Here is a 21486-nt window from a genome sequence, read left to right as displayed (position 1 = left end):
ATCAACATGTCTGAACAAAACGCACAGGGCGCTGACGAGGTAGTCGATCTTAACAATGAAATGAAGGCACGTCGCGAGAAGCTGGCTGCACTGCGTGAGCAGGGTATCCCGTTCCCGAACGATTTCCGTCGTGACCGTACCTCAGACCAACTGCACGCAGAGTTTGACGCGAAAGAAGCTGAAGAACTGGAAGCGCTGAATATTGAAGTGTCCGTCGCGGGCCGTATGATGACTCGCCGTATTATGGGTAAAGCCTCTTTTGTTACCCTGCAAGACGTAGGCGGCCGCATTCAGCTGTATGTGGCGCGCGATGATCTGCCGGAAGGCGTTTACAACGAGCAGTTCAAGAAGTGGGATCTTGGCGATATCCTCGGCGCGAAAGGTAAGCTGTTCAAAACCAAAACCGGCGAGCTGTCTATCCACTGCACCGAACTGCGCCTGCTGACGAAAGCGCTGCGTCCGTTGCCGGATAAATTCCACGGCCTGCAGGACCAGGAAGCGCGCTATCGCCAGCGTTATCTGGATCTCATCTCTAACGATGAATCCCGTAACACCTTCAAAACCCGTTCGAAGATCCTGGCCGGTATTCGCCAGTTTATGGTTGCTCGCGGCTTTATGGAAGTCGAAACGCCGATGATGCAGGTGATCCCAGGCGGCGCGTCTGCCCGTCCGTTTATCACCCATCACAACGCGCTGGATCTGGACATGTACCTGCGTATCGCGCCGGAACTGTACCTCAAGCGTCTGGTGGTTGGCGGCTTCGAACGCGTATTCGAAATTAACCGTAACTTCCGTAACGAAGGCATCTCCGTGCGCCATAATCCTGAGTTCACCATGATGGAACTCTATATGGCGTATGCGGACTACAAGGACCTGATCGAACTGACGGAGTCTTTGTTCCGTACGCTGGCGCAGGATGTTCTGGGCACCACCCAGGTTCCGTACGGTGATGAAGTGTTTGACTTCGGTAAGCCGTTCGAAAAGCTGACCATGCGTGAAGCGATCAAGAAATATCGTCCGGAAACGGATATGGCTGATCTGGACAACTTCGACTCCGCGAAGGCGATTGCTGAAAGCATCGGCATTCACGTCGAGAAGAGCTGGGGTCTGGGCCGTATCGTCACCGAGATCTTTGACGAAGTCGCTGAAGCGCATCTGATTCAGCCGACCTTCATCACCGAATATCCGGCTGAAGTGTCTCCGCTGGCGCGTCGTAATGATGTGAACCCGGAAATCACTGACCGCTTCGAGTTCTTTATCGGCGGTCGTGAAATCGGTAATGGCTTTAGCGAGTTGAACGATGCGGAAGACCAGGCGCAGCGTTTCCTGGATCAGGTTAATGCAAAAGCGGCGGGCGATGACGAAGCCATGTTCTACGACGAAGACTACGTGACGGCGCTGGAACACGGTTTACCGCCGACAGCGGGTCTGGGAATTGGCATCGACCGTATGGTGATGCTGTTTACTAACAGCCACACGATTCGCGACGTTATTCTGTTCCCGGCGATGCGTCCGGTGAAATAAGATGTAAATTGCCGGATGGGGCATTAGCCGCCATCCGGCATCTCTTCGTTCAGACGTAGCGCCATCAGGCAATCTTTAACACTGGCAGTAATTGAGCAGTCGTTCACGCGCTTGTTCGTCTGACGCTTGCATGACCATCCACGGGCTAAATGCCCACGGCGTAGCGAGAAGGCTTTTCCATACGCTTTTAAATTCGCTCCACTGATAGTCCATCACCTCTTCGCTGTTAACCTGCAACACACTGGTTGCCCGCGCGGCAAATACCGGACAGACTTCATTTTCCACAATACCGTTTGGATCTGTCGCCCGATAGCTGAAGTGCGGATAGACGGGGGTGAGATCGGTAATTTCCACGCCGAGTTCGAACCGACAACGGCGGATGATCGCCTCTTCGGTGGTTTCGCCTTGTTGCGGATGACCGCAAACCGAATTCGTCCACACGCCTGGCCAGGCTTTTTTGCTCAGCGACCGTCGTGTTACCAGCAACTGACCATCTTCGTTAAATAGCCAGCAGGAGAAAGCCAGATGCAAAGGCGTATTAAGCGTATGAGCCGCATACTTTTCCAGTGTGCCGGAAGGCTTATCCTGCTCATCCAATAAAACGACATGTTCCTCAGTCATGAAAGCTCCTGAAAATTAAAATGGCCCGGCAGCATGGCCAGGCCATATACTCAGACGATCAGCGTAGCGCATAACAGAAAGAAAGGCATTACCAAAACAGGCCCTGACAGAACGCAGACGAGCGCCATTGCGCCGTGAGTCGATATTATGCTGGCATATCGGATATTCGCGGCATCATCATCCGCGCGGACCCTTTCCGGCGTCAATGGATTGGGCATACGGCATTTGGCTGCTATCATAAGGCGTCTGTCAATAGAGTGAGGAATGGTTTTGAGCGCAGGACGCCTGAACAAAAATAGCCTGGGTATTGCGGTGCTGTTATGCACAGGGCTGCTGCTGGCGGGGTGTTCCAGTAATTCCGGCTCAGGAACGTATTCCGGCTCAGGAACGTATTCCGGCTCCGTCTATACCGTTAAGCGCGGCGATACGTTGTATCGTATATCGCGCGCCACGGGAACCAGCGTGAAAGAACTGGCCCGACTGAATGGCATTTCTCCGCCTTATACTATTGAGGTGGGGCAGCGAATTAAAGTGCGCGGCAGTGCAAAGAGTAGCAGTTCAACACGCAAAACCAGCAATAAAACAGCAACAAAAACTGCCGCGGTCAGACCGTCATCTTCGGTGCCAAAATCCTCCTGGCCGCCGGTGGGGCAGCGCTGTTGGGTATGGCCTGCCAACGGTAAAGTGATTTTACCTTATTCCACCGCAGAGGGCGGAAATAAGGGCATCGATATTGCGGGCGCGCGCGGAACGCCTGTTTATGCGGCGGGAGCGGGTAAAGTTGTCTATGTCGGGAACCAGCTGCGCGGTTACGGCAATCTCATCATGATTAAGCACAATGAAGATTACATTACGGCTTACGCTCATAATGACACCATGCTGGTTAATAATGGGCAAAGCGTTAAAGCGGGGCAAAAAATCGCTACGATGGGCAGCACGGATGCCGCATCCGTAAGACTACACTTCCAGATTCGCTACCGGGCGACGGCCATCGATCCGCTGCGTTATCTGCCGCCGCAGGGGAGTAAACCGAAGTGCTGACGGTGAATTAATCGCCAGTCAGCCAGTAAGTCTCTTGCCAACCAGAGCGTAAGGTTTATAATGCCTTACGCATCTCAAAGCGGGCGTAGTTCAATGGTAGAACGAGAGCTTCCCAAGCTCTATACGAGGGTTCGATTCCCTTCGCCCGCTCCAGACAAATATCTACTAAATCCACAAATTTACAGCCATTTTTCCTGTACTGCCCCACAGTACACAGGGTTTCAATGCCTATGTCGGACGGCTATTATCCGCTGGCGACTCCGGTAATGACTTTATCATTCAGCCCGCAGCACAACGATGCCCGGTCTGGAATGCATGTATTCCATAAACGGTGTATCCACCACTTTTCTGTTTGCGGCCAATGAGGAGGCGTTCCTGAACCACACCTGTTCATCATGACGAACTACGATACCCACATGTGAAACGTCCAGCCCGTCAAGCGGGGAGTAGACACCGATATAATCCCCGTTTTTTAGGTGGTTCATGACCTGCTGGTTGATGGCTCTTCCGGGAATGTAATTTATTTTACGAGGATGGATGCCCAGACCAGGAATGTACTCGCTGCCATCAGGTTTATGGTTAAGCTGCTTGTCAACAACGACATAATCAGGGCTGATATCCGGCGTTACATCCCGTGCATTACGCGGTGCTGCGGCGAACCAGTCAGAGAAGAAGTGCCGGCGGCTGAGATAAGCAACTTTGCCCGCGGCGTAGCGAGTCCTGGCAAGATTATGCAGAAACGATTTCTGATTATCGCTGCGGGCCAGGGCCTCAACGTAATCAGCCAGGGTAAAGCAGTCCACGCCGTTGAAATTCGCTACAAGGACTTCGGGTGTGCCGGGCCCACCGATGAGCGTATTTGCCTGATAAGGTGTTCCGAGAAAAGCAGACGATACGCGGCTGATAACTTCTCCATGGTTTTCGCCTTTATAAGGAATGACATCCGACTGGATAATCCGGCTTACTTTTTCTGCCGTAACGCTGTCCATGCTGGTCTGATATTTTTCTGTGCCAGGGACGGTACAGGCCGTCAGATGCGCCGACATAAGCAAAATTGTCCATGTATTTACCTTCATTATCATCTCCGGAAAGGTTCAAATCCCTTTTTTACCTTTACCGGAAATGGTTGTGATGGATACAGAAAAACGCCAGAGGTTGATTACAGGTTGAGTAATATGAACGCTGATGATGATAAATGTGAAGATCATCATACGACTTTATTCGCAGTTGTTTTTTGCCTGATCGTCAAAGCCAACATGCCCCTTCAGGCTGGCGATACATACCGGTCAAATCCGTGCCGAACTGGCCCGCAAGGGAACACCTGTCGGGCCTTATGACCAGATGATTGCTGGCCATGCCCGTAGCCGCGGACTGGTCGTCGTCACAAACAATCTCCGCGAGTTTGAACGCATTCCGGGTATCCGAATCGAAGACTGGTGCTAATTTCTGCATCAGATGTTATCCCCGGATTCAAACTCTTTTCCGGATTTAGTGGCACAGTCAGTTTGGTTACCTGCTTAATGGTGGTTTGCATCACATTTTTAGCTGGTGGTATTTTTTTATGTTGACTGGAGATACCTGCCAACAGCATAACTTTTACGGCCAGATAATAAATAAAAGAGTACCAAAATGTCGTATTCTGACATGTTTACGAAGGGAGTACCGCTCCCTTCTTTTTTTGTTTCCTGGATACTCACTGAACAATGCCGTTACTGCCCGATAACTGCCGCATCCCCTCTCCATAGCCTTTTCCTGCAACTAAGTCACAGACGTTGGTTTACCAGGCCGATATGACTTCTTTCCCGTTATATACCCTTCATACTTCAAGTGGCTTATGTGTTGACTACGGATTACTCGGCCCATCATGGGCCTCGCCCTGACGGGCCGTCGCACGCGACGTTCAAATCTGCTCCCGGCAGATTTGTCGCTCACCCCAGTCACAGAGTTATCTATGCTCCTGGGGACTCACTCCCTTGCCGCCTTTAAGCAACTCAAATTATTTTGGGTATATATCAGTGAACTTCTATTTTTGTCAGTTTTTATTTTTCAGTTTATTTATTATTAAATACTGTTTCTGGCCTGGATATATTTTCGTGAATAGCCTCCCGACAGCCGCAGACAAAGATATTTGCTGGCGTAACAGCGCTCATAATTTAGAAGATTTATTTATAGTTTGTTATCACGGAAAGATTTTAACTTAATACATGCCAGTAAGGCATCAGGTAAAAATAACCGGAGAGAAGAAGATGAACAAAATGCTATTAGCCGGAAGTGCCGGTATTGTTCTGCTGTCTGCTGCAGCCAGTCCGGTATGGGCAGACGATAATGCCAGTACATTTTCGCTTGGATACGCCCAGTCCCATACTAATCACGCCGGGACGTTGCGTGGGGTTCGGCTGGCAAACAACTATGAAATGTCACCGGACTGGGGGCTGACAACCTCATTTGCCTGGCTAAATGGAAGCCAGCGCTATTCCGATGAAAGCAGTAATGGTCGTGTAACAACCCGTTATTACTCCCTGCTTGCAGGCCCTTCATGGAAAATAAATAACCAGTTAAGCCTGTATAGTCAAGTGGGCCCCGTATTATTGCATCAGCGTGATCACGGAATAAATGAGTCTGACAGTAAGGTCGGATATGGTTATTCTGCAGGCGTGGCTTATACCCCGGTCAGTAATGTCGCTATAAATCTGGGTTATGAGGGTGCGGATTTTGATGCTACCCATAACAGCGGAAGCCTTAATAGCAACGGCTTTAATCTTGGCGTGGGTTACCGGTTCTGAATAGGATAATTCGATAAAAAATGTTACTTTGTGGAGATGATGGATTATGAAAAGCCATATTATGCCAGGCGTTGCGCTGATGGTTATCCTGTTTTCAGGAAATGTTATGGCCGCAACAAACATGACTGATAATGTTACTCTGAATAATGACAAGATATCCGGACAGGCCTGGCAGGCCATGCGTGATATCGGAATGTCGCGATTCGAGTTGTTTAATGGTCGAACCCAAAAGGCGGAACAACTGGCTGCGCAAGCAGAAAAACTCCTGAACGATGACAGCACTGACTGGAACCTGTATGTCAAATCAGATAAAAAAGCCCCAGTTGAAGGAGACCGCTATATTCGGATAAATTCATCGATTACGGTAGCCGAAGATTATCTCCCTGCGGGGCAGAAAAATGATGCTATTAATAAAGCAAACCAGAAAATGAAAGAAGGAGATAAAAAAGGGACTATAGAGGCCCTGAAACTAGCAGGCGTCAGTATGATTGAAAATCAGGAACTCATTCCTCTTCAGCAAACCCGTAAGGATGTGACCACAGCGCTTTCCTTGATGAACGAAGGAAAATACTATCAGGCAGGTCTGATACTGAAATCAGCTCAGGATGGCATAATTGTGGATTCTCAGTCAGTTCAGGAATTACCCACGGCCCCCGTGCAGCACGATTCCGCGCATTAATATCCCCCAGCCTGCTGTATATATTACAGCAGGCAGCATTATGTCTGACAGCTATTACCAGTTTGTTCTTTGCTGTCGGCATTGCTTTTAAATTTCATCCGTGAAGTTCAGTAATGTCAGGGTACCTGCATTCATATCTATTGTGATGCTCATCACAAATACAGAAGAATATCATTTCATTTATTATTTTTTATCCCTTCCGCTTATGATGGTTCATAATGATTTATTAAGTTAATGTTTTGGAATTAAATGCCTTTTACTTGCGTTATATCTAGTTTTTTATGCTACCAGTAGTTTTATTGTTATATATGGTTAGTATTATGTTTTGTAAATATCCAGTGTGATGGAAAAGCAAAACATACATTCCCGATAACATATTACAAAATATTTCATGTCCGCTGCGAATATCTGTCTGTTAGGTATTCATCCGCTTATAATTACATTAAAAAGTATTTCTTTGATGATTATTCTTAAATTACGATCATAATCATCGATCGTATCGATCTATTTTTATTGTTTTAATTTGAATAAGAATTTTCTTACAACTGATTAGGCATTAGCTGAAATCAATATTTTTCGATGGAAAGTTCAGGTGCTTCGTTTAACACCAGGCGTTTATTATTCATACGAATCTTTTCTGAACGCTTTCATTAATACCCTCAGATTTGTTTTCAGCCTTTGCAAAATAATTCTCATTCACCCAAAGGACATATTATCTATGCGTAATAAAATAATACTTGCCATGGCGGCTGCCGGTATGATGTATGGTGCTTCTGTATTTGCCGCCGATACTACACCCACAGCAGGCCCGTTCGGCTCAGGTAAAATTACCTTCACTGGTACCATCACCAACTCACCCTGTGATATCGCACCGGGCGACGATGCAATCACCGTTCCGTTTGGACAGATTTCTTACCGTAAACTGAATACCGCCAATGCAACCACGGACTCAAAACCGTTCACCATTCATCTGCAGAACTGCGCCTTCGATCCGAATGAAACTACAATAGCCGGCTCCGCAGGGAAAATGTCTAAAGTAACCGTCTCTTTCAGTGGCACAGCTGATACCTCAGGTAAAGCTTACGTCAGCACCGGCAGTGCCCAGCATGTTGGTGTGCAGCTTCTGAAAAGTGACAACACCTCACTGATTACACCCAATACCCCGATGCCGGATGGCGACGCCCAGCAACTGCAGGCCGGGAATAACGAACTCAACTTCTTTGCCCGCCTGATAGCCCTGACAGATGCCGCAACTCCTGGCGATGTTAACGCCTCCGTCACCTACACCCTGAAATACTTGTGATTTTACGCGGTAAATAACGACAGGGAGAAGCCGTCCACGGAGGGGATCGGACGGCTTTTATATCTGACTGTGCCTGCGGGCTGTCTGTTACACGGACGACAACACGAAAGCGCCATGCCATGAAAATTACCCGGCTTGCCATTCTGATTACCCTGACATTTTCCGTCCTGAAGTCGCAGGCCACGGAGTTCAATGCCAGCCTGCTGGACAGCGGGAACCTGTCTAACGTGGACCTCACGGCCTTCAGTCGCGAGGGGTATGTGGCGCCCGGTAACTATATTCTCGATATCTGGCTCAATGACCAGCCGGTACGGGAACAGTATCCGGTCAGGGTTGTACCGGTTGCCGGACTCGACGCGGCCGTCATCTGTGTGACAACAGACATGGTGGCCATGCTGGGTCTTAAGGATAAGATTATTCATGGCCTGAAACCCGTTACCGGTATCCCGGACGGGCAATGCCTTGAGTTGCGCTCCGCTGACAGTCAGGTACGGTACAGCGCTGAAAATCAGCGTCTGACCTTCATTATCCCCCAGGCCTGGATGCGATATCAGGACCCGGACTGGATCCCCCCTTCACGCTGGAGCGACGGCGTCACCGCCGGCCTGCTCGATTACAGCCTGATGGTCAACCGCTATATGCCGCAGCAGGGGGAGACCTCTACCAGCTACAGCCTCTACGGCACCGCCGGGTTTAATCTCGGCGCCTGGCGGTTGCGGAGCGATTACCAGTACAGCCGTTTTGACAGTGGGCAGGGCGCATCACAGTCTGATTTTTATCTGCCGCAGACGTATCTGTTCCGTGCCCTGCCAGCACTGCGTTCAAAACTGACGCTCGGACAGACGTACCTCAGCTCCGCTATTTTTGACTCCTTCCGCTTTGCCGGGCTCACTTTGGCCAGCGATGAGCGCATGCTGCCACCCTCTCTTCAGGGGTATGCCCCGAAAATCAGCGGCATTGCGAACAGTAATGCACAGGTTACCGTCAGCCAGAATGGCCGCATTCTGTACCAGACCCGGGTGTCGCCGGGGCCTTTTGAGCTTCCCGACCTGAGCCAGAATATCAGCGGCAACCTGGATGTCAGCGTCCGGGAAAGCGACGGCAGCGTCCGGACCTGGCAGGTCAACACGGCCAGCGTCCCCTTTATGGCACGCCAGGGACAGGTTCGCTATAAGGTGGCCGCCGGACGTCCGCTGTACGGCGGGACGCATAACAACAGCACGGTCAGCCCTGACTTTCTGCTCGGGGAGGCCACCTGGGGAGCATTTAACAACACGTCGCTGTATGGCGGCCTCATTGCCTCCACCGGCGACTACCAGTCCGCGGCGCTCGGGATCGGCCAGAATATGGGGCTGCTGGGCGCTCTGTCTGCGGACGTCACCCGCTCAGATGCGCGGTTGCCGCATGGGCAGAAGCAGTCCGGTTACAGCTACCGTATCAACTATGCCAAAACGTTTGATAAAACCGGCAGTACCCTGGCGTTCGTCGGATACCGCTTCTCGGACCGCCATTTTCTTTCCATGCCGGAGTACCTGCAGCGTCGGGCCACCGACGGCGGCGATGCATGGCATGAAAAACAAAGCTACACCGTGACTTATAGCCAGTCCGTTCCGGTACTCAATATGAGCGCTGCCCTCTCGGTAAGCCGGCTCAATTACTGGAATGCGCAGTCCAACAATAACTACATGCTCAGCTTCAACAAAGTGTTCAGTCTCGGCGACCTTCAGGGGCTCTCGGCCTCGGTGTCGTTTGCCCGTAACCAGTACACCGGCGGGGGGAGCCAGAACCAGGTCTACGCCACCATCAGTATCCCGTGGGGAGACAGCCGCCAGGTGAGTTACAGCGTACAGAAAGATAACCGGGGCGGCCTGCAGCAGACCGTGAATTACAGCGATTTCCATAACCCGGACACCACATGGAACATCAGCGCCGGTCATAACCGCTATGACACTGGTAGTAACAGCAGCTTTAGCGGCAGCGTGCAGAGCCGTCTACCGTGGGGCCAGGCGGCAGCGGACGCCACCCTGCAGCCCGGACAGTACCGCAGCCTGGGCCTGAGCTGGTACGGCTCGGTGACCGCCACCGCCCACGGCGCCGCTTTCAGCCAGTCGATGGCCGGGAATGAGCCCCGCATGATGATAGATACCGGAGACGTGGCCGGTGTGCCGGTAAACGGCAACAGCGGGGTGACCAACCGCTTCGGGGTGGGCGTGGTGAGCGCCGGCAGCAGCTACCGCCGCAGTGATATTTCGGTTGATGTGGCCGCCCTGCCGGAGGACGTGGACGTCAGCAGCTCCGTCATCAGCCAGGTGCTGACGGAGGGCGCGGTGGGCTACCGGAAGATTGACGCCAGCCAGGGGGAGCAGGTGCTCGGTCATATCCGACTGGCTGATGGCGCCAGTCCGCCGTTTGGCTCCCTGGTGGTGTCCGGGAAAACCGGCAGAACCGCGGGGATGGTCGGAGATGACGGTCTGGCCTACCTGACAGGCCTCAGCGGGGAAGACCGCCGGACCCTGAACGTGTCCTGGGATGGCCGGGTGCAGTGCAGACTCACCCTGCCGGAAACGGTGACACTCAGTCGGGGGCCGCTGTTACTGCCCTGCAGATAAAAATATCCCTGTCACAGAGCAGGACTAACGGAGAAAACAGGTGAAAAACAGCAGAAGAAGCCGTGTGATTTTACTCGCGCTGGCGGCAGCATGGAGCCAGTGCAGCCCGGCGGCCGTCAATGTCGACCGGACCCGTATTATCATGGATGCGCCGCAGAAAACGGTGGCCATCACGCTGAATAACGATGACAAAACCACGCCGTTCCTGGCGCAGTCCTGGGTGACGGATGCTGACGGGGTGAGAACGGATGCGCTGATGGCGCTGCCGCCGCTGCAGCGTATTGATGCCGGACAGAAATCTCAGGTCCGCATTACCCAGGTTCGTGGGCTGACAGATAAGCTCCCTCAGGACAGGGAAACACTGTTCTGGTTTAACGTGCGGGGCGTTCCCCCGAAGCCGGAAGACGACAACGTCCTGCAGCTGGCCATGCAGAGTCAGCTGAAACTGTTTTACCGTCCGAAAGCCATTATCAGAAGCAGCAGTGACCAGCCGGAAAGAAAGCTGACTGCTGAGCGGAATGCGGGACACCTGACCCTCAGAAACCCGACGCCGTACTACATCACTGTGGCGTGGCTGGGAGCAGACCGTAGCCACAGGCTCAGCGGTTTCCGCGAGGGCGTGATGGTGCCGCCCCTGGGGAGCCTGCCTTTAAAGGCTGTTCTGCCAGCAGAAACCCGGACGCTGTGGGTAGGGTATATTGATGATTACGGTGGACTGCAGATGAATCGCTACGCCTGCGATGCCCTGAACTGCGCGTTTAAGGACGCAGGGGCGACATCATGACAGGACGATTATTCAATATGAAATCACTGATACTGTCAGGTGTGTTTCTTTTCTTTGCTGTCTGTGATTCTGCGAGGGCAAACTATGACTGGTCAAAATGTGATGCCAATGGAAATGTAAATATTCAGAATATCAGTCTGAAGGGAGGACAATATTTACAAGGGCAGGAGCTGCAGAAGATTACTGTTCCCATAAGTTATACCTGTACTACAACATGGAGCAGTTTTAATTCACTTGTTTACTCTACAGCAGTTTCGCTTTCCGATATGAGACAGGTAGCCACTGCGCTAAAAGATCGCGGTCTTGGAATGGATATCGTTGTTCAGGAAGGGAGCTTGACTCCCGTGACATTTACGTGGAGGGATATACAGGCAGGGTTTTCAGGCTGGTCCAGTTCAAAAGCATTCGGGCAACGTATGGAAGCGCAAAAAACATATAACCGAAGCGGAACGATTACAGTACATATTTTTGTCGAACAGGTTTTCAATAATAATTTTTTGGACATAAACATTCTGGGAAGTAAAATTAATATATATCCCTATAGCCCGTCACAACCCGGACTGTCTGTTGAACCACCGACTGTTCCATTCAGAGCTTTGCCTGTTTCTGCCTTTAATCTCAGGTTTATTCCTGACAACTCAGGCAAGGTTATTATCTCTCCTTCTAATACTATCAATATGGGGCGTTTTTATACGGAATATAAGGAAACCCTGGTGCCCAGGGAAGTACCTTTCACCGTTACAGCACAACAGAATGTCGGAACGCAGATCCCGTTCGTCGCCCCACTGGCTATAGAGTTCAGGACCAACGGTCTGACACTGGCAGATGCTGACAGCACCGTGATTCTTAAGAATAATAAACAAGAAAACAATGGTTTCAGACTGTCGGTAATGGATGTGGATAATAACACACCAGTTAAATTTAATGTGAAAACAGATATGGGATCTATCCATCTTGATAATGGTGCCGGTGGCAGAATTATAAAACAGTATAAAGCAAAGGTCGAAGCTATACCCGGTGCGGTAATTAAAACAGGTGCTTTTTCAGCCGCAATGACAGTGATTGTTACTTACAATTAGCAGGATTAAATACCATTTCCTGATAGTTAATTAAAAAATAGCTATAAATTTATCTTTATGATTATTTTTTTCTTCTCGGTCTTTTTCACTAAAAAAACGGAGAGTTTGCATGTCTTCTGATAAATCAAAAGGGAAGATAGTTTTTTCAGGTAACGATATTCATTATCCCGGACAGACCAACCATGATGCCTGTTTTATTCCGGTAAGTGTCCGCCAGTATGCCGGCGAGCCCCTGTATATCATCGTGGCACACTGGTGCCTGTTGCAGCAGAACTGGGTTCAGCGTAACCAGATAGCAGAGGCGTTTCACATCACGGCCAGACGGGCCAGCTACCTGATTGCCTATCTGCGAAGCAAAACATCACGGGTGGTCAGCATCTGCCGTCACCAGACCCTGCCCAATAAAGCACGACGCTATGAGATTTATGTTATCCGGGTTCTTGACAGTCCACCCCGTCCACGCGCCGTGAAAAGGCCGGACCGCCGCCGGTATCAAAACGCCGGGTCGGTAATGGTGACAGGTCGATGGCAAATGAACTGTGGAACCGGCTGTGCAGTAACAGAAATGCGGGAAAGATCCTGAAAAAGAAGGAGAATGAGGATGACGGAACATAACCGGATACCGGCCCGGCAGATTATCGTTTACGGTGACTGCTGGCCGGTGACGATCGCCGTGGCACACCTGGTCCGGAGATTTCTGCCGAGCTGCAACTGTGAAACCGCATACAGGCTGCCTGTTCTGTTGCAGCAATTACGTCGGAAACCGGAGGCCATACTGATACTGTGTCTGCGTCCCCGTGAACATCTCTTTTTGTTCTATTCCCTGAGACAGATACTGCCGGACTACCCGGTTATGATTATCAGCGATGAGCTGTTTTTCAGCGACCGGGTGGTACTGAAGGTATACGGCGGCATCCCGGCGCTGCTGGAGCAGGAACTGGCGGAGATACTTATCCGGGGGCGGCGGGGTGAACAGTGGGCCGGGGGCGCACGCCTGCGCAGGACAGGAGAGCTGGACGCCTTTTTGTTATCTCCGGCTCCGGTGACGGGCTTTCTGGAAGTGCCACCGATATTTAACAATCCGAAGCGGTTGATGAACTATATGGACCAGTTGATGCACCGGGAGATACTGGCATGCGGAGTGAGCCTGGCCCAGTTACGCTTGCTTCAGGAAGTTTACCGTGGACGGGGAAGGTTGTCAGCGTTGTGTGGAAGGCTGAATACGCAGGAGAAGCAAATCTGGCAGGACAAATACCGGTTACTGGTGAAGTTGGGAATGCGGAACCGATTACGGGAACTGCTGTTTGGTACCCGGTTTTGTAAATCACTGCAGCGAACTCCGTTTATCGCTCCGCAATAACCCGCCTCCGGCGACTCTATCCAGAAACCCTGAAACGCCGGCTAAACCCGGTGGCGGTGGGGTATGTTTTGCCTGTGGTGTAGTGGAGTAAAATACAGAATTCAGGCGGGACGCTGAATGTATGGCCTTTCATACCGTTTGATAAGTAAAAACGCTTCTGGAATGAAACCCGAAGTGAATGATACGGCCTGAGCAGAAGCGTTACATATTTACTGCATGATCCCGGTATAGCCATGAATTCCCATATACACGCCGACCAGACCAATCAGAATGCTCGAAAAATAGGGCGCCCGCCGGGCAAGCGTCGAAAAACCACTCCAGCGCTTTGCTGCCTGTTGAACGCTTATCGCCGCGCCCACGCCTACCGTCACCAGCGTTAATGCCAGGCCAAGACTAAAGCTCAGCACCATCGTGGCGCCCAGCGTAAACGCTTTAAGCTGGATACAAATCAGTAAAACGGTGATCGCAGCCGGACAGGGGATAAGCCCTCCGGTCAGGCCGAACAGCAGGATCTGTCCATTAGTCACTGTTTGACCATCAAAACGGCGTTGAATATCGGCAGCATGGGCAAGTTCATGGGCATCCTGATACGCTTTTGACGTTGCGCCTTCCGGATGTATGTGACCATGATGGTCGTGGTCGTGGTCGTGGTCGTGGTCGTGGTCGTGGTCGTGGTCGTGGTCGTGGTCGTGGTCGTGATGGTGGTTTCCCGCCAGCCACTGCTGCTCGCCTCGCCATGTCCGCCAGAACATCCAGCACGCGGTGCTCAGAATAATAATCGCAGAAATTAACTGCAGCCATGGTTCCACTGATTGTGCGGTGAATGCCCGGCTAAGATACATCCCACCCAGCGCGATTAACCAGACGATCGCGGTATGAGAAAGCGTTGCTGCCAGACCGAGCATGACGGCCTGTTTAACCGTACCTTTAATGGCAATAATAAAAGCCGCCATCATAGTTTTGGAGTGCCCTGGTTCAAGCCCGTGCAAAATACCTAATAAAATGGCGCTGGGAATGAAGAACCAGCCGTTTCCTTGCTGAAGAAGTGTCGAAAATTCACCCATGAGAATGATTCTTAGTTGTTTTATGTGGGCGTTATTCTACTCCCCCCCAGTATGGAATACTACCCCCCAGTAGCATCGTAATGCTATAATTTGTATTCGTTAATGTAAGTGAGGTGTTGCAATGTCACATACCATCCGGGACAAACAAAAGCTTAAAGCCAGAACCAGCAAGATTCAGGGACAGGTGATAGCGCTAAAAAAAATGCTGGATGAACCGCATGAATGCGCGGCCGTGTTACAACAGATCGCGGCGATTCGCGGCGCGGTAAATGGCTTAATGCGCGAGGTGATTAAAGGGCATCTGACCGAGCATATCGTTCATCAGAGTGATGAAGTCAGACGTGAAGAAGATCTGGACGTAATATTAAAGGTGCTGGATTCTTATATAAAATAGCCGGGAGTTATATCCCGGCTATCTTTTACTTTAGCCGAAAAACATCACCGATACGCAAAGTAAACCGACGACCAACGTAATGAAATTGCCTACTGAACGGTAGGGTTTCAATGCCGGTATCAGGTACGTTGACAACGTGGGCATAATAAACAGAATCATCGCAATGAGCGGGCCGCTAATAGCATAAATCATAGAGATGGCATTCGGATTAATACAGCAAATAATAAACGTAATCCCGGAAACCAGCATGATAGACAGCGCGCGATTGAACGCCCGGCTTTTTTTCACGCCAACCTGCTGTAGGGTGGTTCTTACCATTTCGGTTGCGCCCTCAATGACGCCGAAATAGGTGCCGAGGAAAGATTTCGACATGGCCACGACGGCAACGATAATACCGGAAATAGAGAGCCAGGCCGGCGCATTGGGCATCATCGAGAGCGCGGAAAGGATGGTAACGCCTTCGTTGCGCGCGTCTTCAATGTATGACGGCGGAATGGAGAGCAGGCAGCTAAAGACAAAGAACAGCACGCTCAGGCAGATAATCAGATAGGCGACCTTCATGATCTTTTTGCATTTATCCATGGCCTGATCGCCAAAATTTTCCCGTCTGTCGATGGCAAACGTCGAAATAATGGGCGTATGGCTAAAAGCAAAAACCATCACCGGAATAGAAATCCATACCTGGTGCAACGTGTGACTATCCAAAGACATCTGCCCGGTCAGTAACGAGGGTTGCCAGCTTCCGGTTAAGTAGAGCGAAAGGAACAAGAAGTAAGCGATAAGTGGAAAGACTAAAAAGCCCATTACGCGAAGAGTGGCATGTCTTCCCATTAAGAAAATCATATTCAGGATAAGTACTACGCCGAAGCTAACTGCCATCCGGATGCGAATATCTATCTGAATATGCTTCGCTAATTGCTCTGTCAGGGAATTGGTAATCGCCACAGCATAAATTAATACCACGACAAAAAACGCAATGAAATAAAGCGTGGTAATAATACTGCCGATTTTCTTGCCGTAATAATGAGTAACGGCGCCAGTAATTCCCTCACCTGCAGAAGTCTTTGAGGAAAGAATAAACTGACACAGCGCCTTATGTGGCCAGTATGTCAGAGGCCAGGCGACCAGCGCGGTAATAAATAGCACGATTGCGCCTGCCGATCCCAACTGGATGGGAAGGAAAAGAGTGCCTGCGCCTACAGCCGTTCCGTATAATGCAAAACTCCAGAGAGTCTCATCTTTTGACCAAATTTTAGACATTATTTGAATTTATCAACTATAAAACACACAAAAAGAAGCGCAATTTACCATAAATAGCGTCAGTTGGGGGCGTTTTAAGCAGATGGATGTCGTGGAGGAGGAGGGCCGGGAGCGTTGCGATCCCGGCAAAAAAGAGCAATATCATGCACTAACGCGCTGTTGGCGGCGGGTCACTATTCGCTGGCGTAAAACATCGTACGCCCAGTTGTACAGCATCGTGTACGGCAAAAAGAACAGTAAGAAACCAATTTCCAGGGTGAATGCTTGTAGCAGGCTGACATTCAGTACCCAGGCGACAATACTCACACCAATGACAATAAACCCACTTTCAAATCCTAACGCATGGAGTGCGCGCACTTTGGCGGTTCGTCTCACCTGATGCGCGGGCCACAGTCGATCAAACAGAGCGTTATAAATGATATTCCAGATCATGGCCGTCGTTGCCAGCAATATCGTCAGGCCGCCCATCTCCAGCACCGAGCGCTGCATTAGCCAGGCGGTCGTTGGCGCCAGTATCGCAGTCGCAATACCTTCAAAACAGACAGCATGGAAAATACGCTCCGGCAGCGAGCGACGTTGTATGGCGTCATGTTGCATAAACGAAAAAACCTTACTCTTAATCAAACTAAAGAAATTTCCGCTATTTTATCGTTTAATGTGATACCTAAAAGATAACATCCATCGATAAAATAGATATGTTATGCGTTACTCACCTGAAGCGTTAATGGCATTTGTTGAGACCGTCTCTTGCGGTTCGTTTTCTGCGGCGGCGCGCCGCCTGCGTAAAAGCCAGTCCACCATTAGTACCGCCATTGCGCATCTGGAGGCGGATCTGGGATTTTCATTATTTGATCGATCTTCGCGCCAGCCCGTTCTGACCGAAGAAGGAAAACGGGTGCTTAGCTATGTTCAGGCTATTTTATCGGCGAGCGACCGTCTGGATGAGGTGGCGCTGACGTTATCCGGCGAGACGGAGGCAAGGCTCACGTTCGTCCTCTCTGATACCCTGCACCCTGACAGTCTGGAAGAGTTAATGGCGCAGTTTGATCGTCAATTTCCGCATACCGAGTTTGAATGCTTGATCGGAGAAAATGATGATGTCATCGACCTGCTGCAAAAAGGGCGCGCCCAGATAGGCCTGATTGAAGCGCGTGATGACTACCCCACAAACATTGGCGCGACGCGTCTGCCTGTTCAAAGCTGGATGGGGGTTTATGTGGCGACCACGCATCCGTTGGCGTCGCAGACGAACCTGCAATGGGAGCAACTGCATACCTGGCGCGAGCTGCGTCTGAATACCTACCTTGAATCTAACGCCAACATTACGCGCGGCCCGGCTTGGTCAGCGCCAAACTATTTATTGCTGTTGAGCATGGCGGTTCAGGGATTTGGCTGGTGCGTATTGCCCTGCGCGCTGGTGGAAGAGTTTGCGGCGGAAAAACCGCTGGCGCAGCTGGATGTTCCTGGCTGGCCGAGGGCGATTGCTATTGATTTGCTGTGGAACAAGAAAACGCCGCCCGGAACGGCGGGGAACTGGCTTCGCTACCATTTGCAGCAGAAATAAGCTGCGTCACCGTCAAATCAGCGTCATTTCCTTTGTGATAAAACTCACTTTTTTTAAACAATCAAGATAACTAATTTTAACAATGCTCTACTATGGCGGTGTCATTTTGTGCTGAGGTGGTAATGAAAGAGGTTGTGATAGTGGGGGCTTTACGGACACCCATCGGCTGTTTTCAGGGAACGCTGGCCCGTCATTCCGCCGTCGAGCTGGGGAGCATGGTCGTAAAAGCGTTAATTGAGCGCACCGGCGTGGACGCTAACGCTATCGATGAGGTCATCCTCGGTCAGGTACTGACGGCTGGCGCCGGGCAGAATCCGGCGCGCCAGTCAGCCATCAAAGGAGGGCTGCCGACAACCGTTTCCGCCATTACCATTAATGACGTTTGTGGTTCCGGTTTAAAAGCGTTGCACCTGGCGACGCAGGCTATTCAGTGCGGCGAAGCGGACATTGTTATCGCGGGCGGGCAGGAGAATATGAGCCGTGCGCCGCATGTCCTCAATGATAGCCGTACCGGCGCGTTGCCTGATGCCGACAATCTGGTGGATAGTCTGGTACATGATGGCTTATGGGATGCCTTCAACGATTATCACATTGGCGTGACGGCAGAAAACCTGGCGCGGGAATATGGCATCAGCCGCGAGTTACAGGATGCTTATGCGCTCAGTTCGCAGCAAAAAGCCAGGGCCGCGATTGATACCGGGCGTTTTAAAGATGAGATTGTCCCCATCGTCACGCAACGTAATGGGCAGACCGCAATTGTCGATACGGATGAACAACCGCGGGCCGACGCCAGTGCGGAGGGGTTAGCTCTGCTGCACCCGGCGTTTGATAGTTTAGGTTCGGTGACGGCGGGTAATGCCTCCTCAATCAACGATGGCGCCGCCGCGGTGATGATGATGAGCGAGGCGAAAGCCCAGGCGCTGGGGCTGCCGGTGCTGGCGCGCATCCGCGCGTTTGCCAGCGTCGGCGTCGATCCTGCGCTAATGGGGATTGCGCCGGTATATGCTACCCGGCGCTGTCTGGAGCGTGCCGGCTGGCAACTGGCGGAGGTCGACCTTATCGAAGCCAACGAAGCGTTTGCCGCCCAGGCGTTGTCGGTAGGAAAAATGCTGGAATGGGATGAGCGACGGGTAAACGTTAATGGCGGCGCGATTGCGCTGGGGCATCCTATTGGCGCTTCCGGCTGTCGAATTCTGGTTTCACTGGTGCACGAAATGGTTAAACGCGACGCGCGAAAAGGCCTGGCGACGCTGTGTATTGGTGGCGGCCAGGGCGTTGCTTTAACCATTGAACGCGATTGATCCTGCGCCAGCCATCCTTTTTCTGCTTCATTATTCCGTCATAAAAAGCCCTCTATCACGAGGGCAAAGCCAGTGACAGACCCCCCTTTTTCGTTATAGCGCAGAACGTCTTGCCGCGTCGGGCATTGCAGACGCATACCGCTTTTAATTCAATTCGCACATCAGACCTCGTTCTAAAACAAGCTTCAATTTTTATCTGAGTAACCGCATACAGCACCTGGCGCACATGTCTGAAAATCATACAAGTGTATAAGTTTTAGCGCCGATCGTGATCGCTACAGCAGTTTTAAAAATAACCAACCATATAAATGAAACGTTGTTTTATTTATTGTTGAAAACCTTCATCCAGGCGACTATGATGCCGTTAAATAAATCAAAACAGTGTTTTGATTTTATGCCATTGCGATCGATTTATCATTGGAGGGAAAAGTGGACGTAAGGCAAAGCATCCATAGCGAGCACGCTAAAATGCTGGACACCCAGGCGCTGCGACGCGAGTTTTTAATAGAAAATATTTTTGTCGCTGATGAATATACGATGGTCTACAGCCATATCGACCGTATTATTGTCGGCGGCATTATGCCCGTCAGCCATTCTGTTGAAATCGGCGGAGAGGTGGGTAAACAGCTTGGCGTTTCCCGGTTACTGGACCGCCGCGAGCTGGGCGTCATTAATATTGGCGGCGCGGGCGCCATTATCGTTGACGGGCAGCGCCATGACATTGGTCATCGTGATGCTCTGTATATTGGTAAAGGGGCGAAAGAGTTGGTCTTCGTCAGCAATGAGGCGAGCAGACCGGCGAAGTTTTATTACAACTGCGCGCCAGCGCATACCGCTTATCCGACGAAAAAAGTGTCGCCTGCCGACGTTGCGCCCGTCACCTTAGGCGATAACCTCACCAGTAACCGTCGCACCATCAATAAATACTTCGTACCGGATGTACTGGAAACCTGTCAGCTCAGTATGGGACTCACCGAACTGGCGCCCGGCAATCTATGGAACACCATGCCATGCCATACCCATGAGCGCCGTATGGAAGTTTACCTCTATTTCAATATGGAAGAAGACAGTTGCGTTTTCCATATGATGGGGCAGCCTCAGGAAACCCGTCATATTGTGATGCGTAATGAACAGGCGGTTATTTCCCCAAGCTGGTCAATACATTCCGGCGTTGGCACCAAAGCCTATACGTTTATTTGGGGCATGGTGGGAGAAAATCAGGTCTTCGATGACATGGATCACGTTGCGGTACAAGATCTGCGCTAGTCGCGACCGGTGATAACGCCTGTGCGTGACAGGCATGACAAAAATAAGGATTAACAATGATTTTGAATGCATTTTCTCTTGAAGGTAAAGTCGCGGTTGTGACGGGGTGCGATACCGGATTGGGGCAGGGGATGGCGTTAGGGCTGGCGGAAGCGGGCTGTGACATTGTCGGTATTAACATTGTTGAACCGACGGACACTATTGCGCGCGTCACCGCTCTGGGACGTCGTTTTTTAAGCCTGACAGCCGATCTGCGTCAAATCGATGGTATTCCGGCATTACTGGAACGGGCGGTGGCGGAATACGGTCATATTGATATTCTGGTGAATAACGCGGGTTTGATCCGTCGTGAAGATGCGATTGATTTCACGGAAAAAGACTGGGATGACGTCATGAACCTGAACATCAAGAGCGTGTTCTTTATGTCTCAGGCGGCGGCAAAATATTTTATTGCCCAGGGCAACGGCGGCAAAATTATTAATATCGCGTCTATGCTCTCCTTCCAGGGCGGCATTCGCGTTCCGTCTTATACCGCGTCGAAAAGCGGCGTAATGGGAATAACACGTCTGATGGCGAACGAGTGGGCGAAACACAATATCAATGTGAACGCCATCGCACCGGGCTATATGTCCACGAATAATACCCAGCAATTGCGCGCTGATGCACAACGTAGCGCCGAAATTCTCGACCGTATTCCGGCTGGACGTTGGGGGCTACCGGGCGATTTAATGGGCCCGGTAGTCTTCCTGGCATCCAGCGCCGCTGATTATATTAACGGCTATACCATAGCGGTAGATGGCGGTTGGCTGGCGCGTTAATCCGCTACTGACAAATGCGTTTCTGGGAAAATCGAC

At 51.0% G+C, this 21486-nt stretch carries 19 protein-coding genes, 1 tRNA gene and 2 pseudogenes; 17 read left to right on the top strand and 5 right to left on the bottom strand.

Going from position 1 to position 21486, the window contains the following annotated elements; all coding sequences use genetic code 11:
• Nucleotides 1-6 precede the first annotated feature (6 nt).
• Nucleotides 7-1524, top strand: coding sequence for a lysine--tRNA ligase (gene lysS, locus NA624_RS20205; protein WP_000003339.1), 1518 nt, complete (start codon nucleotides 7-9; stop codon nucleotides 1522-1524).
• A gap of 75 nt (nucleotides 1525-1599) precedes the next feature.
• On the opposite strand, the gene idi is transcribed toward lysS, so the two are convergent.
• The gene (idi, locus tag NA624_RS20200; protein ID WP_000133993.1) at nucleotides 1600-2145 is read right to left on the bottom strand and encodes an isopentenyl-diphosphate Delta-isomerase; all 546 of its coding nucleotides are present in this window, start codon (nucleotides 2143-2145) and stop codon (nucleotides 1600-1602) included.
• 264 nt (nucleotides 2146-2409) lie between these two features.
• On the opposite strand from idi, the gene actS reads away from it, so the two are divergent.
• Together actS and NA624_RS20190 are read left to right on the top strand one after the other, a co-directional pair.
• Nucleotides 2410-3186, top strand: coding sequence for an amidase activator ActS (actS, locus tag NA624_RS20195; RefSeq protein ID WP_000244321.1), 777 nt, complete (start codon nucleotides 2410-2412; stop codon nucleotides 3184-3186).
• A 79-nt stretch (nucleotides 3187-3265) separates the two neighbouring features.
• Nucleotides 3266-3339, top strand: a tRNA-Gly gene (locus NA624_RS20190).
• Nucleotides 3340-3461: 122 nt separating this feature from the next.
• Here the strand turns inward: NA624_RS20190 and NA624_RS20185 are convergent.
• Nucleotides 3462-4268, bottom strand: coding sequence for a DUF1460 domain-containing protein (locus tag NA624_RS20185; RefSeq protein WP_077905450.1), 807 nt, complete (start codon nucleotides 4266-4268; stop codon nucleotides 3462-3464).
• 190 nt (nucleotides 4269-4458) lie between these two features.
• On the opposite strand from NA624_RS20185, the pseudogene vapC reads away from it, so the two are divergent.
• The 9 genes and pseudogenes from vapC to NA624_RS20140 all read left to right on the top strand — a co-directional run.
• Nucleotides 4459-4629: pseudogene (gene vapC / locus NA624_RS20180) on the top strand (tRNA(fMet)-specific endonuclease VapC); the annotation flags it as partial.
• An 803-nt stretch (nucleotides 4630-5432) separates the two neighbouring features.
• Nucleotides 5433-5969 (top strand): STM3031 family outer membrane protein, encoded by a 537-nt coding sequence (locus NA624_RS20175; RefSeq protein ID WP_001038499.1) that lies wholly within the window; start codon nucleotides 5433-5435, stop codon nucleotides 5967-5969.
• Between the two features lie 46 nt (nucleotides 5970-6015).
• Entirely contained in the window at nucleotides 6016-6648 is a 633-nt protein-coding gene (locus tag NA624_RS20170; RefSeq protein WP_000835269.1) for a YfdX family protein, read from the top strand.
• Nucleotides 6649-7366: 718 nt separating this feature from the next.
• Complete coding sequence (locus tag NA624_RS20165; RefSeq protein WP_001244639.1) at nucleotides 7367-7951, top strand: fimbrial protein; 585 nt, start codon at nucleotides 7367-7369, stop codon at nucleotides 7949-7951.
• 119 nt (nucleotides 7952-8070) lie between these two features.
• Entirely contained in the window at nucleotides 8071-10560 is a 2490-nt protein-coding gene (gene stdB / locus NA624_RS20160; protein ID WP_000705477.1) for a fimbrial outer membrane usher protein StdB, read from the top strand.
• 40 nt (nucleotides 10561-10600) lie between these two features.
• Entirely contained in the window at nucleotides 10601-11344 is a 744-nt protein-coding gene (stdC, locus tag NA624_RS20155) for a fimbrial biogenesis chaperone StdC (RefSeq protein ID WP_000798493.1), read from the top strand.
• On the top strand, nucleotides 11341-12423 hold the full coding sequence (locus tag NA624_RS20150; protein WP_439040287.1) for an adhesion protein: 1083 nt from the start codon (nucleotides 11341-11343) through the stop codon (nucleotides 12421-12423). Before stdC ends, NA624_RS20150 begins: the two co-directional genes overlap by 4 nt.
• Nucleotides 12424-12532: 109 nt before the next feature.
• Nucleotides 12533-13038 (top strand): annotated as a pseudogene (locus NA624_RS20145) (CaiF/GrlA family transcriptional regulator).
• On the top strand, nucleotides 13025-13783 hold the full coding sequence (locus NA624_RS20140) for a transcriptional regulator (protein ID WP_000134789.1): 759 nt from the start codon (nucleotides 13025-13027) through the stop codon (nucleotides 13781-13783). The pseudogene NA624_RS20145 and the gene NA624_RS20140 overlap by 14 nt, the downstream one beginning before the upstream one ends.
• A 209-nt stretch (nucleotides 13784-13992) precedes the next feature.
• Here NA624_RS20140 and NA624_RS20135 read toward each other — a convergent pair whose 3' ends face one another.
• A complete protein-coding gene (locus tag NA624_RS20135; RefSeq protein WP_001530267.1) occupies nucleotides 13993-14847 on the bottom strand; it encodes a nickel/cobalt efflux protein RcnA in 855 nt (284 codons plus the stop codon).
• Nucleotides 14848-14968: 121 nt separating this feature from the next.
• Between NA624_RS20135 and rcnR the strand changes: the two genes are divergently transcribed.
• Nucleotides 14969-15241, top strand: a complete 273-nt coding sequence (rcnR, locus tag NA624_RS20130; RefSeq protein WP_000019954.1) for a Ni(II)/Co(II)-binding transcriptional repressor RcnR — start codon at nucleotides 14969-14971, stop codon at nucleotides 15239-15241.
• Nucleotides 15242-15271: 30 nt separating this feature from the next.
• On the opposite strand, the gene NA624_RS20125 is transcribed toward rcnR, so the two are convergent.
• Both NA624_RS20125 and NA624_RS20120 read right to left on the bottom strand, forming a co-directional pair.
• Nucleotides 15272-16501, bottom strand: coding sequence for an amino acid permease (locus NA624_RS20125; RefSeq protein WP_000036837.1), 1230 nt, complete (start codon nucleotides 16499-16501; stop codon nucleotides 15272-15274).
• A gap of 141 nt (nucleotides 16502-16642) precedes the next feature.
• Nucleotides 16643-17098: a multidrug/biocide efflux PACE transporter gene (locus tag NA624_RS20120; protein WP_001543480.1), complete on the bottom strand. Its 456-nt coding sequence runs from the start codon at nucleotides 17096-17098 to the stop codon at nucleotides 16643-16645.
• 103 nt (nucleotides 17099-17201) lie between these two features.
• Here NA624_RS20120 and NA624_RS20115 point away from each other — a divergent pair, with 103 nt between their 5' ends.
• The 4 genes from NA624_RS20115 (at nucleotide 17202) to kduD (ending at nucleotide 21450) form a co-directional block, all read left to right on the top strand.
• The gene (locus tag NA624_RS20115; protein WP_001270779.1) at nucleotides 17202-18065 is read left to right on the top strand and encodes a LysR family transcriptional regulator; all 864 of its coding nucleotides are present in this window, start codon (nucleotides 17202-17204) and stop codon (nucleotides 18063-18065) included.
• 122 nt (nucleotides 18066-18187) lie between these two features.
• The gene (locus tag NA624_RS20110; protein WP_000665979.1) at nucleotides 18188-19366 is read left to right on the top strand and encodes an acetyl-CoA C-acetyltransferase; all 1179 of its coding nucleotides are present in this window, start codon (nucleotides 18188-18190) and stop codon (nucleotides 19364-19366) included.
• A 429-nt stretch (nucleotides 19367-19795) separates the two neighbouring features.
• On the top strand, nucleotides 19796-20632 hold the full coding sequence (gene kduI / locus NA624_RS20105) for a 5-dehydro-4-deoxy-D-glucuronate isomerase (RefSeq protein WP_000383259.1): 837 nt from the start codon (nucleotides 19796-19798) through the stop codon (nucleotides 20630-20632).
• Nucleotides 20633-20688: 56 nt separating this feature from the next.
• Nucleotides 20689-21450, top strand: coding sequence for a 2-dehydro-3-deoxy-D-gluconate 5-dehydrogenase KduD (gene kduD, locus NA624_RS20100; RefSeq protein ID WP_000602478.1), 762 nt, complete (start codon nucleotides 20689-20691; stop codon nucleotides 21448-21450).
• The last annotated feature ends 36 nt before the right edge of the window (nucleotides 21451-21486 follow it).

Source organism: Salmonella sp. NW38, from assembly GCF_051807745.1.
GTDB classification, from domain to species: domain Bacteria; phylum Pseudomonadota; class Gammaproteobacteria; order Enterobacterales; family Enterobacteriaceae; genus Salmonella; species Salmonella enterica.
The sequence above is the reverse complement of the archived record's forward strand: the minus strand, read 5'-3'. Positions and strand labels throughout refer to the sequence as shown.